Source organism: Janthinobacterium sp. PC23-8 (assembly GCF_002250505.1).
Classification (GTDB): Bacteria; Pseudomonadota; Gammaproteobacteria; order Burkholderiales; family Burkholderiaceae_D; genus Janthinobacterium.
The window spans coordinates 586,634-603,005 of sequence record NZ_NJGY01000002.1 but is presented as its reverse complement, the minus strand read 5'-3'; the positions used below and the strand labels follow the sequence as shown (position 1 = coordinate 603,005).

Annotated in this window: 11 protein-coding genes; 4 read left to right on the top strand and 7 right to left on the bottom strand. The window is 64.5% G+C overall.

Annotated elements, in window-relative coordinates; all coding sequences use genetic code 11:
* Positions 1-70: 70 nt before the first annotated feature.
* Positions 71-244 carry a hypothetical protein gene (locus tag CD932_RS28925; protein WP_176461037.1) on the top strand — a complete coding sequence of 58 codons (174 nt, stop codon included), beginning with the start codon at positions 71-73 and terminating at the stop codon, positions 242-244.
* A gap of 121 nt (positions 245-365) precedes the next feature.
* Entirely contained in the window at positions 366-2,825 is a 2,460-nt protein-coding gene (locus tag CD932_RS17840) for a penicillin-binding protein 1A (protein WP_094444123.1), read from the top strand.
* A 241-nt stretch (positions 2,826-3,066) separates the two neighbouring features.
* On the opposite strand, the gene CD932_RS17835 is transcribed toward CD932_RS17840, so the two are convergent.
* A complete protein-coding gene (locus tag CD932_RS17835) occupies positions 3,067-3,306 on the bottom strand; it encodes a hypothetical protein (protein ID WP_094444122.1) in 240 nt (79 codons plus the stop codon).
* 569 nt (positions 3,307-3,875) lie between these two features.
* On the opposite strand from CD932_RS17835, the gene CD932_RS28315 reads away from it, so the two are divergent.
* Positions 3,876-4,154, top strand: a complete 279-nt coding sequence (locus CD932_RS28315; RefSeq protein ID WP_141213286.1) for a hypothetical protein — start codon at positions 3,876-3,878, stop codon at positions 4,152-4,154.
* Between the two features lie 238 nt (positions 4,155-4,392).
* Here CD932_RS28315 and CD932_RS17825 read toward each other — a convergent pair whose 3' ends face one another.
* The 4 genes from CD932_RS17825 to CD932_RS17810 all read right to left on the bottom strand — a co-directional run bounded on the left by CD932_RS17825 (position 4,393) and on the right by CD932_RS17810 (position 7,394).
* Positions 4,393-5,028: a M17 family peptidase N-terminal domain-containing protein gene (locus CD932_RS17825; protein ID WP_176461036.1), complete on the bottom strand. Its 636-nt coding sequence runs from the start codon at positions 5,026-5,028 to the stop codon at positions 4,393-4,395.
* Between the two features lie 181 nt (positions 5,029-5,209).
* Complete coding sequence (locus CD932_RS17820) at positions 5,210-5,776, bottom strand: hypothetical protein (protein ID WP_176461035.1); 567 nt, start codon at positions 5,774-5,776, stop codon at positions 5,210-5,212.
* A gap of 88 nt (positions 5,777-5,864) precedes the next feature.
* Entirely contained in the window at positions 5,865-6,152 is a 288-nt protein-coding gene (locus tag CD932_RS17815; RefSeq protein WP_094444119.1) for a putative quinol monooxygenase, read from the bottom strand.
* A gap of 204 nt (positions 6,153-6,356) precedes the next feature.
* The gene (locus CD932_RS17810; RefSeq protein WP_094444118.1) at positions 6,357-7,394 is read right to left on the bottom strand and encodes an AraC family transcriptional regulator; all 1,038 of its coding nucleotides are present in this window, start codon (positions 7,392-7,394) and stop codon (positions 6,357-6,359) included.
* Positions 7,395-7,620: 226 nt separating this feature from the next.
* On the opposite strand from CD932_RS17810, the gene CD932_RS17805 reads away from it, so the two are divergent.
* Positions 7,621-9,630 (top strand): glycoside hydrolase family 3 N-terminal domain-containing protein, encoded by a 2,010-nt coding sequence (locus tag CD932_RS17805; protein WP_094444117.1) that lies wholly within the window; start codon positions 7,621-7,623, stop codon positions 9,628-9,630.
* Between the two features lie 91 nt (positions 9,631-9,721).
* Here the strand turns inward: CD932_RS17805 and CD932_RS28920 are convergent, their stop codons facing one another.
* Together CD932_RS28920 and CD932_RS28915 are read right to left on the bottom strand one after the other, a co-directional pair.
* Entirely contained in the window at positions 9,722-10,006 is a 285-nt protein-coding gene (locus tag CD932_RS28920) for a hypothetical protein (RefSeq protein WP_176461034.1), read from the bottom strand.
* A 14-nt stretch (positions 10,007-10,020) separates the two neighbouring features.
* On the bottom strand, positions 10,021-16,372 hold a 6,352-nt coding region (locus CD932_RS28915; RefSeq protein ID WP_176461033.1), incomplete at its 5' end, for an S-layer family protein.

The window sequence follows — 16,372 nt, the reverse complement described above, 5'->3', positions numbered from 1 at the left end:
GGCGAGCAGAAAAAGCCTGGAATGATTCAATTTCCGTCTACACTGGTTTTCATTCAAACGAAGGAGGTCAATGATGGCGCACAACAATGGCGAACCGGACCTGGACCAGGCAAATGATGCAGTGGAAGCGGACCTAGAGCGCGAACGGCGCGAACATGATTTGCTCGACGAAGAAAAAATGGGCATGGGCGAACTCGAGGAAGAGCGCCTGAAACCGCGGCGCTCGCCGCAAGAGCGCGACTGAGGCGCGCCGGCAAGGCCGCCGTCGATGCTTGCCGGCGGCCGCAATTTCCGCCAGGCTAAGCCTGCGCCCTGTATACTTGCCGAAACGGATCATCCGGCAACAGGCAAGGAGTGGGGCAAGCATGGAGCAGTTACGGGCAACGGCGAAACAATGGATGGCGCGCGGCAAGGATAGTGCGGCGCGGCTGGGCCGGCATGGCGGAGCGCGCCTGGCGGCCATGTACCGGCGCGGCCATGCCTACCTGATGACCTTGCCACCGGGGCGGCGTGCCGCCGTGATGGCGCTGTGGTCCTTTATCGCCTTGCTGGCGCTGCTGGTGGCTTATTTGCTGCTGCTGATACCGTTGACGCCCAGCATCCACGACCTGCGCCAGGCGCGCGCGGCCGCGCCCAGCACCATGGTGGCGGCCGGCGGCAAGGAACTGGCGCGCTTCGACCAGGGCCTGCAGGAGCGCGTGACCTTGCAGCAGATTTCGCCCAATGTCGTCAGCGCCCTGATCGCCACGGAAGACCACCGTTTTTATGAACACCACGGCGTCGACTTCAAGCGCCTGGCCGGCGCCATCGTCCACAGCCTCGCCGGCGACCCGCAGGGCGGCTCGACGATTACCCAGCAGTTGGCGCGCAATATGTTTCCGGCGGAAATAGGGCGCTCGCGCAACCTGAACCGCAAGCTCAAGGAGCTGGTCACGGCCCTGAAGATCGAGGCCACCTACAGCAAGACGGAGATCCTCGAAGCCTACCTGAATACGGTGCCTTTCCTGTACAACACTTTCGGCATCGAAATGGCGGCCCGCACCTATTTCGACAAACCGGCCGCGCGCCTCGATATCCTGGAAAGCGCGACCCTGGTCGGCATGCTCAAGGGGACAAATTACTACAATCCGGTCGGCAACCCGGAACGCTCGCTGCAGCGCCGCAACGTGGTGCTGGGCCAGATGCGCAAGCACGAGGTGATCGACGACAAACGCTACAATCAGCTGGTCAAGCGTCCGCTGCGCCTGCACTTCGAGCGCCAGAGCGAACGCGCGCAGACCGACAGCCACTTTACCGCCTATGTGCGCAAATGGCTGATCGACTGGGCCGACGAAAACGACTATAACCTGGAACTGGACGGCCTGATCGTGCACACCACGCTCGACAGCGATTTGCAGCAGGCGGCCGAGCGCGCCGTCGAACGTCAAGCCAATGCCTTGCAGGCGATTGCCGACGTGGAATGGAGCCGCGCCGGCGTGCCGTCGTCGACCTCGACCGGCATGTATGCCTCGATGCAGTCGGGCAGCGTGCCGTTCGATTATTTCTGGAAGTCGCACCCGGCGCTGGTCGACGCTTTCGTCAAAGAATCCGCAGACTACCGCAAGCTGGTGGCGGCTGGCGGCACGGCCGACCAGGCGCTGGCTCAGCTGAAGGGCGACCGCGCTTTTATCTCCGCCTTGCGCAAGTCCAAGACGCGCTTGCAGGCCGGTTTTGTGGCGATGGACCCGGCCACTGGCGCCTTGCGGGCCTGGGTCGGCAGCCGCGACTTTGCGCGCGAGCAGTTCGACCACGTGGCGCAAGCGGCGCGCCAGCCCGGCTCCACCTTCAAGCCCATCGTGTATGGCGCAGCGCTGGAAAAGGGCCTGAGCCCCGAACATGTTTATCGCGATGAAGTGATGGACATCAAGGCGGCCGACGGCACCAAATGGCGCCCGACCGACATGAGCGGCACCACCGGGCGCGACATGACCATGCGCGACGGCCTCGTGTATTCCAAGAACACGATTACGGCGCAGGTGATGCAGGATGTCGGCTTGCCGCCCATTATCAAGCTGGCGCGCGCGCTGGGCGTGCGTGACAGCAAACTCGCCGCCGTGCCGTCGCTGGCGCTGGGCACCAGCCCCGTCACCTTGCTGGAAATGGTCAACGCCTATGCCAGCATCGCCGCCCAGGGCCAGGCGCGCACGCCCTATGTGGTCACGCATATCACCGACCGCGACGGCAAAGTCATCGCCCGTTTCGACCAGGCCAAACCGGTGCGGGCGATGACGCTCGAATCTGCCAATACCCTCACCGACATGATGCGCGGCGTGATCGACCGTGGCACGGGCACGGCCATCCGCAACCGTTTCGGCATCCGTTCCGACGTGGCCGGCAAGAGCGGCACCACGCAAAATAACGCCGACGGCTGGTTCATCATGATGCACCCGCAACTGGTGGGCGGCGCCTGGGTGGGCTTCAACGACGCGCGCGTCACCATGCGCAGCAATTACTGGGGCCAGGGCGGCCACAACGCCGTGCTGGTGGTGGGCGACTTCTTCAAGACGGCGCTCGACACCGGCAAGCTGGCGCGCGACGCCATCTTCGCTGGCGGCAAGCCACCGCCGCCGCCACGCCGCAGCGAAGCGATGGAGCCGGAAAACGAGGCCGTGGAACAGGGCGGCGATATGCAGCAGACGGGCGCGCCGCCGGCGCCGCTGGCCATGCCGGCGGAAGAAAATGGCGCACAGGAATCGAACGGTCGCGCCGTGCCCCAGGAACCGGCGGCGCCGCCCGCACCACCGGCCTCGCCAGCGCCGTTCACGCCACCGCCTCCGCAAGGCTGAGCATGACGATGGCGCCTTGCAGGAACTGCGGCAGGCGGGTGGGGTGCTGGAAATGATTGCGCTCGAGGGCGTGGAACCGTTTTACTACGTGATCTGAGGGTGTCCGTTGCGAGTACGCGCGCGCCACCGTCAAAGTTGACTATCTTGTCGGCCATTTTATACTGATGGAAACATCGTCATTTCCTTGCCAAAAATGACAAACTGGCAGGGTAACCATATGCCTTGGCCGCAAGCAGGCGCGCTACCACTTCGGCTGGCGTGACCAGCGCAAGGCTTTGGCCAGCCGCACTCTGACGGTCTGCCTGCCCCCGGTTTCATACTCCAGCCACAGTACCCCGTTTTCGATATTCACCCAGGCATCGACGATCAGGGTATCGAAAGGTGTCGCGCTGTGCTTTATATCAATTTTCATCCTGCCCGATGCGGTGTCAATCACACGCAGCACGCGCGTTGTACGTTGCGTAAATTCAATAATATACATGGACCGGCATTTCTTCATCGGCTGAGAGTGGTGTGTTTTTAATATTACTACATAAAAATTTTATGGCACGCACGCGACAATGGTAATTGAGAATGTTTTATTATTAGTATTTTTATGGTAAATAATGTTTTGTTATGGAAATTTGATTGTATAAATGTTAAAAAATAGGCGAAATCTGTTCGCATCGCTGATATTGATGTAAGTCAATATTATTGGGCTTGTAGATAAGAAGAAAATTCTTGCTGATAAGATTCGAGCTTAAAAATCAGCAAGATATAGAGCACTTGATGCCGCCCATTTTTTAAAATGCATATCAAGGATGGAAAAATTTTCCCGATGAACCGTCATTTTTCCTATGGCCCTTTCAATCGCAGTAATGTCCATGAAATGTCACGTCAAGAAGGTCAAAGAACAGGAAGCGGAAATCATCGACAGCATCGTGAAATACCGCCGTTGTTAAAGGAAATCGTTCGGCTGCGGGAAAGTGCTGGGCAGAGATTTATTCAAAGGGACGCTGCAACAGCGGAACAGGGAGCAACGTGGAAAGGTGTGAACAGGTGAAGCGGCTTATGAAAACTGACAATGCGGTTTCGTGGCAGCATGAGGGCAAATCTGAAACGCAGCGGCGCACGGATGCGTTAATGGCGCAGAAAATAGATGTCGCGATTATTTTCCAGGAGATGCTCGGTACGTCTACCGCAGCCAGGTACTTGAGCCAGCAGCAAGTGCCATTGCGGATCGCCCTGCGGGTTCTTGTTCATACCCGCAGAAACAGTCCTTCGCCGCCAAAGATGATCGGCTGCGAAGAACTGGCGCGCCGACCCGCCAGGCGTCCAGAACCTTCGTAGCTGGTTTCGCCGTGGGCGGGGCACGTGGCGCTGGATTGGGCCATTGCCGGTGCCACGACCGAGGCGAGGGTGCCGCTGGCGGCGACGCCGACGAACTGACGGCGCGAGCGCTTGGTATTGTCAGCGTCCATGGTGTGACCTTTCTTGAAAACATGCGTGGGCTTGAGTGTTGGCCCGATCAAGAGTGGCGGAGGCGGCGCTGAACCACCGTTCGTTGACTCACCTGTGAGTAATTTTGCTATCTGGCATCATGCAGCTTGGCAAACGCTGCCTGGAACGCCAGGGCGGCCGATTCGATGCGCGGCGCGCCCACGTCGAACGTGCAATGTTGCAGCAGCGGCTCGCTGGCCAGGCCGGTTTCGGCCAGCAGCAAGTCGGCGGCCAGCGCGCCCAGCATGCCGTCCAGCATGACCTCTGGCATGTTCAGCGCGGCATTGTCCGTATGCCCCGCGTCGAGCACGCTGGGCGCAAACGCCATCGTGCGCGCGCCATGGCGTATCGCCTCGCGCATGGCGACGCGGGTGGCGCGGCGCAGCACGTCGGAGCTGAGCTCGCCAGGGTCGCCCAGGCCAATGAGCAGTATTGCGCGCGGCGCCATGCCGGGCGCGGGTGTGGTGATCAGCACGGTTTCCATCGGCTGCGCGCGAAAGGCGCCGCTGGCGCGCAGCCGCGTCAATTGGCCGTCCAGCGCCTGGTCCAGTGCCAGCAGGCCGCCGGCAATCGGCGCGTCGCCGACTTCGTGTTCGAACATGCAGGCCACGCTCAGGTCGACGTCGGCCATGGCCGGGCCCCAGGCCGCCACGTCGAAGCTGACGCAGTGGGCGATGCCGATCGGGTGGCGTATGGGGAGTTTGTCGGACGGCTGCTTGCTCATGGTGGCGTTTCCTGGCACAAGATGGTGACACCATCTTAACCGCCTGCCGCATCTTGCACACCTGCCGGAAGGCAGGCTGGCCTGGCAGCCGGTATTGCGCCTCAGGCCCGCATGCTCAGCCGCGCCACCAGCAAGGGCGAGCACAAAAGGGTGCCGGCCAGGCGCAGCAACTGGCGCCGCTTCATGGCTGCACGGGTGCCTGATGCTGGAATTCGATGCGGTTCTCCTTGTAATCCCACTTGTTGTAGGGACCGAAGACGCGGCGGTTTTCCTTGCTGTCGGCATTGCCCTGCTCGCGCTTCATGCGCCGCACCAGGGCTGTATCGGTCAACGGCGCGGTGGTGGCGGCGAACACGTCGTGGCGCACGCTGGCCCTGGCGTCCGCACCGCGCGAAATGATGGTCAGCTTGTGCGATGCCGGATCGAAGTACAGGCGCATGGCGAAGGTATTCATGTCCTGCAGGTACAGGCCGTCGTCGCGCCACTGGGCATGGAAATAATCGCCGCAGACGGCTTTCGGCTCGCGTTTCCATTCGCACGACAGGACGATCAGCAAGTGCTTGTCATCGAGCTGCCGGATGGCGATGCGGCCCTTGGAATAGCCCCAGGTGCTGGCCGGCACCGTGCTCGACGAGGCCAGATTGTAGTCGCCCACCAGATTGGGCGTCAAGGCTTGCGCCGAAGCGCCAAGGCTGAAGGTCAGGGCGGCCAGTGTGGCGGCGGTGCGCAGGATAGAGAGAGTGGTCATGGCGAATGGAGAGAAAAGTTGCCACATTCTATACGGCAACCTTTCGGCAGGCGCGCGCGATTGGCGCCTGCGGCAGCGTTGACGCCAATCAGGCCAGCTTGCTCAGTTCCGCCACGTCGATCTTGACCACCTTGTCGCCGACGGCGGCCACCAGTTGCCTGAAATGCGGCGTCGCTTCATGCGCCCTCAAGGCGGCTTCGTCTGCCCATTCTTCCAGCATGATGAAGCGGGTGGGGATTTTATTGTCCAGGTGCAGCTCGTAGCGCAGGCAGGTGCTCTCCGCGCGGCTGGGCGGCACCACCGCTTCGAGCGCGGCGCGCACGGCGGCGATATGGTCGGCTTGGGCATCGATGGTGGCGACGACGATCAGGGTCATGGGATTCCTTGTATGAGGGTGGGCTCAGGAGCTTAGCGCATCTGGCGCCTTCTTGCCCGCTGATTGCTGCTTTTTGATTTTGGGGAAGGGCAAGTAGTACAGCTTGAGAACAGCGGGCCGGTTTGGCCTATGGAGCCTGTCTCCTTGATTTGGGCCGTTTCCTGGTTTTCCGGTTTTCTTGTTGCTTTTCTCGTATCTTTTTGTCTAGGTCCCGGCCGTATCCTGGCGGTAGCGCGCCGGCGGCAGTTCGAACTGGTTCTTGAAAAAGCGGGTGAATGCGCTTTGCGAGGAAAAGCCCAGGCGGTCGCCGATTTCGGCCACGCTCAAGGTCGTTTCGCGCAGCAGGCGGCGCGACTCGCGGCTTTTGGCGCGCAGCTCCAGGGCGCGAAACGAGGTCTGTTCCTGTTGCAACTGGCGCCGCAAGGTCCAGTGATTCATCGCCAGGCCGTCGCACAGGGCCGGCAGCAGCCGCGTGCCGTCGGCGGCGGCGCCGTCCTGCTGGCCCAGCAAATCGATGATGGCCTGCTCCACGCGCGCAGAAAACAGCTGCGCGCCCTGTAGCGTTTGCAGCTGCGCCTGGGCGTGGCGCAGTGCGTGCGGCGCCACGGTGGCGTTGAACTGGCCGAACGGTACATCGAGCATGGACGCCTGGAAGCGCAAGGTGTTGCGCGCCTGGCCGAAGGTGGCGGGGGCACCCAGGCATTCCGAGATGGCGCGCGCGAAGTGCGGCGCGGCGCCGCGAAAGCCGGCCTGGAACACGGTAGTCGCGCCCTGGTCATAGGCGCGCGTGACCAGGGACAGCAAGCGAAAATTGGCCAGCGCCTGGATGGCGCCGCCGGCCGGGCAGAATTCGGACAGGTACTCGATCTCTATCCACAAGCCGTTTTCGTTCATCAGCATGAAATCGAACTGGCCGATCAGGCCGCGCAGCCGCAGGAACTCGTACAGCGCGCCGCGCAGGGTAGGGCGGTTGAAGCAGACGTGGGCCAGGCCGGAAAAATGCGCGAACCAGTGCGTCACGTCCATGTCGAGGATGCCGCGCTGGGGCGGCAACTGATGCGCGTAGCCGAGCATGCGGCGGTGCCGCTCGGCGTTGATGCGCCCGCCAGGCTCGTCCAGCTGCGCTGGCGTGATGCCCGTTTGCCGGAAAAAGTCAAAGGGATCGTGGCCGTCGGCCTGCATGGCGCGCGCACATTGCTGCGCAATGCGGTTTGAAACCGTCCGCGTGTCGGGTTTATGCATGGTGTCTCCAGTGTCTGCGCACTTGTAGTAATTTTTCACAAATACTAGCACTTTTGTTGGAAAGTGCTGTTGTTTGTTGCTTACCGTACATCAATGCCAAAAATTGTTCTCGGCGGTATAAACGCTGTTCCGTGCAGTCAAAAAACTCACGGACTCTCACGTTATATTGCATCAAGGCCGGCCTGCACGGCGGACCTTGATACCTACAAAAATACAGGAGACAATCATGCATTGCACTTTGAAACCGATGACCCGCGTGGTCGCCGGATGCGTTGCCACGCTCGCCCTTGCCGCCTGCGGCAGCAGCGACAGCGACGGCCCAGGCTACACCCAGCCCGTATTCGGCACCACGACCTACAACCAGCTCAAGGTCGACAGCTATACCTTCAAGGACATGAACCGCAATGGCAAGATCGACCCCTACGAGGACTGGCGCCTGACGGCCGAGGCGCGCGCCGACGACCTGATCGCGCGCATGACTCTCGACGAAAAAGCCGGCCTGATGATGCACGGCACGGCGCCCACCGTGGCGGATCCGACCGGCATCGGCCAGGGCAGCGGCTACGACCTCACCGCCCTGCAAGAGCTGATCGTCAAGCAGTACATCAATACGTTTATTACCCGCATGGCCGGCGACTCGGCCAATATGGCGGCGCAGTACAACAAGGTGCAGGCGCTGAGCGAAACCACGCGCCACGGCATCCCGGTGTCGATCAGCACCGACCCGCGCCACCACTTCCAGTACTCGGTGGGCGCCAGCACCTCGACCAACGGCTTTTCGCAGTGGCCTGAAACCCTGGGCCTGGCGGCCATTGGCGACAACGCGCTGGTGCGCCGCTTCGGCGATATCGCGCGCCAGGAATACCTGGCCGTCGGCATCACGCAGGCGCTGTCGCCACAGGCGGACCTGGCCACCGAGCCGCGCTGGTCGCGCATCAACGGCACGTTTGGGGAAGACGCCGAACTGGCCAAGCGCATGGTGCAGAATTATATCGAAGGCTTCCAGGACGGCAACACCGGCCTGCACGACGGCAGCGTGGTGGCCGTCGTCAAGCACTGGGTCGGCTATGGCGCCACCAAAGAGGGCTTTGACGGCCACAATTACTATGGCCGCTACATGAGCTACCCGGGCAATAATTTTGCGTATCACGTGAAACCGTTCGAGGGCGCCTTCAACGCCAGGGCCGCCTCCGTGATGCCGACCTATGCCATGCCGGACGGCAATGTCACCATCGACGGCATCACCCTGGAGCAGGTGGGGGCCGGCTTCAGCAAGGCCCTGCTGACCGACCTGCTGCGCGGCAAATACGGCTTCGAAGGCGTGATCCTGTCCGACTGGGGCATCACGTCCGACTGCGACGCCAACTGCCGTAACGGCACCGCAGCCGGCGTGGCGCCGTCGTTTTTCGGTTTCGGCACACCTTGGGGCATGGAAAACGCCACCAAGGCCGAGCGCTATGTCAAGGCCGTCAATGCCGGCATGGACCAGTTCGGCGGCGTGACGGAAGCGCCTTACCTGACGCAAGCCGTGCAGCGCGGCCAGCTGACGGAGGCACGCATCAACGCTTCGGCGCGTCGCATCCTGTTGCAGAAATTCAGGCAGGGCCTGTTCGAGCATCCGTTTGTCGACACGGTAAAAGCCGCCGCCACGGTGGGCAAGGCCGACTTTGTCGCGGCCGGCCTGGACGCCCAGCGCCGTTCGCTGGTGCTGCTGGAAAACAAGGACAAGGTGCTGCCGCTGGCCGCCACCGTCAAGAAGGTGTACTTGTACGGCATCGACGCGGCCGTCGCCCGCCAGTACGGCTACACTGTGGTGGCGACCCCGCAGGAAGCCGACGTGGCCCTGCTGCGCGTGGCTGCGCCGTATGAAATCCTGCACCCGAACTACATCTTCGGCAGCATGCAGCACGAAGGCCGCCTCAATTTCATCGATGGCGACGCCGGCTACGAGGCGATCAAGAATGCCGCCAGATTGGCGCCGAAAACCGTGGTTACGGTCTACCTGGACCGCCCGGCCATTCTCGGCAACGTGCAGGACAAGGCCAGCGCCATTATCGGCAACTTCGGCGTCAGCGACGGTGCGCTGTTCGACGTGTTGACCGGCAAGGCCAAGCCGGAAGGCAAGCTGCCGTTCGAGCTGCCATCGGCTATGGGCGAAGTGCAGGCGCAGAAGTCCGACGTGCCGTATGACACGGCGCGGCCGCTGTACAAATTCGGCTACGGCCTGTCGTACTGATAGCGAACTGTCGTAAAGCAGGGGGAGGGCGGCCAGTGCGTCTTTCCCCGCTCGATTGACAGTGCCGCGGTGCTCGCCGATATTGGCCGTTTTAGCTCGCCAACACCGCCAGGAAGGAAACCCCGATTGGGGCGAGGCCAGCAACCGCAATGCCGCCAATTACCGAGCAAGCCAGGGCGCGCTTCACGGAAAAGATCGGCCAGCACGGCGTGGTCGATATTCCTGCGCGCGCGATGACCATGCGCCTGGCTTCGCCGGCCGAATCGGCGGCCCAGCCGGCGCCGTACATGCGGCCGCCTCCGTGGGCCAGGGCCGAGCGTGGGCAGTTCATCCCGGCGGAAAAAAAAGCGCGTCCCTTGCAGGACGCGCCCTTCATGCCGCTACTCCCTATCAGCGTTCGGCGACCACCATGGTGGTGCGCTGGGCGCCGATCACCAGCACGATCTGCACCGGCAATGCGCCGCCGGGCACCTGCGTGACCACAAACGACTTGCTGTCGGTGTTGTAGCTGATCCACGACGGCAGCGCGCTGCCGTCGGCCAGCTGCGCCTGCACCGGCACGCGGTTGACGGCGGCCGCTTCGACTACCTGCGCCGGCAGCGGGAAGCCGAAGCCATTGCCGGCGTCGACGATCTGCTTGGGCACCGACACCGTAATCGCGCCGCCTTGCTGCAACGACGGCGGACGTACCAGCGCGACCGTGATGCCGGCCGTATTGGCTTGCGCCGCCGGCGTGGCGCTGGCCGGGGCTGGCGTGGCGGCCGGCGTGTCGCTGGCTGGGGCCGGCGTGGCGGCCGATGCTGCGCTGGACGGGGCTGGCGTGTCGCTGGCTGGGGCCGGCGTGGCGGCCGATGCTGCGCTGGACGGGGCCGGCGTGGCGCTGGCTGGGGCCGGCGTGGTGGCCGATGTTGCGCTGGACGGGGCCGGCGCAGCGCTGGATGGGGCCGGCGTGGCGGCCGGCGCCGCGCTGCTCAGGCCCGTGCCGGTGCCTGGCAAGTTGCCGAGCGGTGGCATGCTCAGGCCCGGTGCCGCCCGCTGTGCGGCCAGCGGCAGACTCGGCAGCGGTGGCGGCGTCACTACCGCCGGTGGCGGCACTTGCACGGCGGTGTCGGCGATATCGGCGGATAGGCCCTGCGGCTGGCGCAGGGCATAGTTGCCGGCGTCGGCGCCAGCGAGCGCATAGCCGCTGACGGTCACCGGCTTGGCCGTGCCGGCCGTGGCGTCGGCAAAGCTGGCGCTGGCGGTGCCGCCCAGGGTCACCACGTCTGCGCCGATCACATTGATGGCGCCCACGCCGCTGAGGGTGGCGCTGGTGTTGCCGTCGAAGCTCTTGCCGTTGGCGCGCACGCCGGTCACCGTGATCGCGGCAGGCGTGATGCTGCCCACCAGCCCCGGCTCCTGGCCGATGGCGTAATTGCTGTCGCTCGCGGTGTAGCCGACCAGGGTGATGACCTTGCCCGTGCCGACATTTTTGTCGGCGAACTGGCCGCTGCCATTGCCGCCCACCGTCACCACTTCGCCGTCCAGACCCGTGACGCTCGCCGTGCCCGACAGCGTCACGTTGCGCGTGCCGTCATAGGTCTTGGCCGCCGCCAGGGTCAAGCCGCTGACCTGCAGCACGGCTGGCGTAACGGTACCCGTCAGGCCGGTCGGCTGCAGCAGCACGTAGTTGCTGTCGCTGGAGCGATACCCGTTGACCGTCACCGCCTTCCCGCTGCCCACGTTCTTGTCGGCATAGCTGCCGCTGGCCGTGCCCACCACGCTGACCACGTCAGTGCCCAGCGCCGTGACGGTCGGTGCGCCGCCCAATACCGCGTTCAGGCTGCGGTCATAACTGCGCTGCAGTACCGACACGCCCGTCACCTGCAAGGTGGCCGGGGTAATGCTGGCGGTGGTGGTCGCGGTACCGGAGGCGAGCGTGTAATTGCCCGCATCTGCGCCGCCGGCGGCGATGCCGCTGACGGTGACGACCTTGTTGCTGCCTGCATTCTTGTCGGCAAAGCTGGCCGCAGTGTTCGACAAGGTCAGCACGTCGCCGGCGATGCGGTCGTCAATCAGGCTGACGCTGGCGTTGGTCGAGGTGTCGTACACGCGATTGGCGCCGGTGGCGCTGGCGTTCAGCACGCGTGGGGTAATCGTGCTGTTGCTGTTGCCGGCCAGGGTGACGCTGTAGTTGGCGCCGCCATTGCCGTCGCTGATTTGCGCTTGCGTCAGGTTGACTGCCTTGTTGCCATTGCCGGCGTTCTTGTCGGCATAGCTGAAGGCGGCGCCGCTGACGGTGTCGCCTTGCACCAGCGCCGCCGACAGGGCGGACAAATCGCCCGCGCTGGCCGAATAGGCCAGCGTGCCATCGTAGACCTTGCTGATGGAAGGGGCATTGAGCACGATGGTTTTGGCGGTGATCACGCCGCTGCCTGTTGCCAGTGTCGGCAGCAGGTAGTTGGCGAGCACGGTACCGTTGCCAGCCGTATAGTCGCCGGCCGCCAGGCCGATGCTTACGCTGCGGTTGCCCGCATTGCGGCTGTCGAAGGTGCCCGCCGTCTTGTTCACGGTGACCGAATCGCCGCTGACCAGGCCCGTGAAGGCATAGCTGGCGGCATTGATCTGCGCATTGCTGGTGCCGTCGTAGCTGCGCGTGGCGGCAGTGACCGGGGCCAGGGTCAGCTGGGCCGGCGCAATGGTGCCCGTCAGGCCGGCCTGCTGGCCGATGGCGTAGTTGCTGTCGCTGGCGGTCAAGCCGGACACCGTGATGGTCTTGCCGGTGCCGGCATTTTTGTCGGCGAACTGGCCGCTGCCGACGCCGCCCACCGTCACCACTTCATTGCCGAAGCCGCTGACGGTCGGCGCGCCCGTGATCGCCACCCTGGTGCTGCCGTCATAGGTTTTCGAGACGCCCGGGTTCAGGCCCGACAAGGCCAGCACGGCCGGCGTGACGGTGGCGCTCAAGCCGGTCGGCTGCGCCAGCACATAGTTGCTGTCGCTGGAGGCGTAGCCGGTGACGGTGATCGCCTTGCCGCTGCCGGCGTTTTTATCAAGGAACTGGCCGATGCCGGTGCCGGTGACCTTGACGATATCGCTGCCCAGGGCTGTGACCACTGCGGTGCCGCTCAGGCCGGCGGCAAGCGAGGTATCGTAGGCACGGTCCTGCGCCGACACGCCCGTCACCTGCAAGGTGGCCGGGGTAATGCTGGCAGTGGTGGTCGCGGTGCCGGAGGCGAGCGTGTAATTGCCCGCATCCGCGCCGCCGGCGGCGATGCCGCTGACGGTGACGGCCTTGTTGCTGCCTGCATTCTTGTCGGCAAAGCTGGCCGAGCTGTTCGACAAGGTCAGCACGTCGCCGGCGATACGGTCGTCAATCAGGCTGACGCTGGCGTTGGTCGAGGTGTCGTACACGCGATTGGCGCCGGTGGCGCTGGCGTTCAGCACGCGTGGGGTAATCGTGCTGTTGCTGTTGCCGGCCAGGGTGACGCTGTAGTTGGCGCCGCCATTGCCGTCGCTGATTTGCGCTTGCGTCAGGTTGACTGCCTTGTTGCCATTGCCGGCGTTCTTGTCGGCATAGCTGAAGGCGGCGCCGCTGACGGTGTCGCCTTGCACCAGCGCCGCCGACAGGGCGGACAAATCGCCCGCGCTGGCCGAATAGGCCAGGGTGCCGTCGTAGACCTTGCTGATGGAAGGGGCATTGAGCGTGATGGTTTTGGCGGTGATCACGCCGCTGCCTGTTGCCAGGGTCGGCAGCAGGTAGTTGGCGAGCACGGTACCGTTGCCAGCCGTATAGTCGCCGGCCGCCAGGCCGATGCTGACCGTGCGGTTGCCCGCATTGCGGCTGTCGAAGCTGCCTGTTGTCTTGACCACATTCACCGAATCGCCGCTGACCAGGCCCGTGAAGGCATAGCTGGCGGCATTGATCTGCGCATTGCTGGTGCCGTCGTAGCTGCGCGTGGCGGCAGTGACCGGGGCCAGGGTCAGCTGGGCCGGCGCAATGGTGCCCGTCAGGCCGGCCTGCTGGCCGATGGCGTAGTTGCTGTCGCTGGCGGTCAAGCCGGACACCGTGATGGTCTTGCCGGTGCCGGCATTTTTGTCGGCGAACTGGCCGCTGCCGACGCCGCCCACCGTCACCACTTCATTGCCGAAGCCGCTGACGGTCGGCGCGCCCGTGATCGTCACCCTGGTGCTGCCGTCATAGGTTTTCGAGACGCCCGGGTTCAGGCCCGACAAGGCCAGCACGGCCGGCGTGACGGTGGCGCTCAAGCCGGTCGGCTGCGCCAGCACATAGTTGCTGTCGCTGGAGGCGTAGCCGGTGACGGTGATCGCCTTGCCGCTGCCGGCGTTTTTATCAAGGAACTGGCCGATGCCGGTGCCGGTGACCTTGACGATATCGCTGCCCAGGGCTGTGACCACTGCGGTGCCGCTCAGGCCGGCGGCAAGCGAGGTATCGTAGGCACGGTCCTGCGCCGACACGCCCGTCACCTGCAAGGTGGCCGGGGTAATGCTGGCAGTGGTGGTCGCGGTGCCGGAGGCGAGCGTGTAATTGCCCGCATCCGCGCCGCCGGCGGCGATGCCGCTGACGGTGACGAGCTTGTTGCTGCCCGCATTCTTGTCGGCAAAGCTGGCCGAGCTGTTCGACAAGGTCAGCACGTCGCCGGCGATACGGTCGTCAATCAGGCTGACGCTGGCGTTGGTCGAGGTGTCGTACACGCGATTGGCGCCGGTGGCGCTGGCGTTGAGCACGCGTGGGGTAATCGTGCTGTTGCTGTTGCCGGCCAGGCTGACGCTGTAGTTGGCGCCGCCATTGCCGTCGCTGATTTGCGCTTGCGTCAGGTTGACCGCCTTGCTGCCATTGCCGGCGTTCTTGTCGGCATAGCTGAAGGTGGCGCCGCTGACGGTGTCGCCTTGCACCAGCGCCGCCGACAGGGTGGACAAATCGCCCGCGCTGGCCGAATAGGCCAGCGTGCCGTCGTAGACCTTGCTGACCACAGGGGCGCTCAGTGTGATGGCTTTTGGCGTGATGACGGCCGTTCCTGCAGCGCTGGTCGGCAGCACGTAGTTGCCCAGCACGGTGCCTGAACCGGCAGTGAAGTCGCTGCCAGCCAGGGTCGCGCTGACCGTGCGCGTGCCCGCATTGCGGCTGTCATAGCTGCCATTGAGGGGGGCGACATTGATGGACTCGCCCGCTGCCAGACCGCTTAGTACGAAGTTGCTGCCCGTCAGACTGGCCAGCGCCGTACCGTCGTAGCTGCGGCCCAGTGCGCCCGTCAGGGTGGCGCCCAAGGCCTTGGCCGTGATGCTGGCGCTGCCGGTGGCGACGGTTGGCAGGCTGTAGTTGGACAGCGTGGTGGCCGCACCGGCAGTAAAGTCGCCGGCCGACAGGCTGGCCGTGACGCTGTTGGCCGTGGCCACATTGACGGCGTTGTAGACCCCGCCAGTGTGCGTGACGCTGGCCGACTGCGTGCCGACAAAACCGGTCAGGCTGAAGTTGCCTGCGCCCAGCAAGGCGCTGTTGCCGCCATCATAGGTCTTGCTGATGGTTCCCGTCAGGCTGGCGGCAAGTGGCTTTGGCGTAATGGCGGCGCTGCCGGTGGCGACAGTCGGCAGGCTATAGTTGGCCAGCGAGGTGCTGGCGCCGGCCGTGAAGCTGGCGCCGGACAGGCTGGCGCTGACGCTGTTCGCGCCCAGCACATCGGCCGAGTTGTACAGGCCGGCCGTCTGGCTGACGCTGGCCGATTCGCCGCCGACCAGGCCCGTCAGCTGATAGTTGGCGCCGGTCAGCGCGGCGGCCGTGCCGCCGTCGTAGACCTTGCTCACGCCGCTAATGGTGGCGCCCAGGGACTTGGCCGTGATGCTGGCGCTGCCGGTGGCAACGGTTGGCAGGCTGTAGTTGGACAGCGTGGTGGCCGCGCCGGCAGTAAAGTCGCCGGCCGACAGGCTGGTCGTGACGCTGTTGGCCGTGGCCACATTGACGCCGTTGTAGACCCCGCCAGTGTGCGTGACGCTGGCCGACTGCGTGCCGACAAAACCCGACAGGTTGAAGTTGCCAGCGCCCAGCAAGGCGCTGTTGTTGCCGTCATAGACCTTGCCCACGCCGCTCAGGCTGGCGGCGAGTGGCTTGGCCGTAATGGCGGCGCTGCCGGTGGCGACGGTTGGCAGGCTATAGTTGGCCAGCGAGGTGCTTGCGCCGGCCGTGAAGTTGGCACCGGACAGGCTGGCGCTGACGCTGTTCGCGCCCAGCACATCGGCGGAGTTGTACAGGCCGGCCGTCTGGCTGACGCTGGCCGATTCGCCTGCGACCAGGCCTGTCAGCTGATAATTGGCGCCGGTCAGCGTGGCGGCCGTGCTGCCGTCGTAGACCTTGCCCACGCCGCTCAGGGTGGCGCTAAGGGCCTTGGCCGTGATGCTGGCGCTGCCGGTGGCGACGCTTGGCAGGCTATAGTTGGCCAGCGAGGTGCTTGCGCCGGCCGTGAAGTTGGCGCCGGACAGGCTGGCGCTGACGCTGTTCGCGCCCAGCACATCGGCCGAGTTGTACAGGCCGGCCGTCTGGCTGACGCTGGCCGACTCGCCGGTGACCAGGCCCGTCAGCAGATAGTTGGCGCCGTTCAGCACGGCGGTCGTGCTGCCGTCGTAGACCTTGCCCACGCCGCTCAGGCTGGCGCCAAGTGCCTTTGGCGTAATGGCGGCGCTGCCGGTGGCGACGGTTGGCAGGCTATAGTTGGCCAGCGAGGTGCTTGCGCCGGCCGTGAAGTTGGCG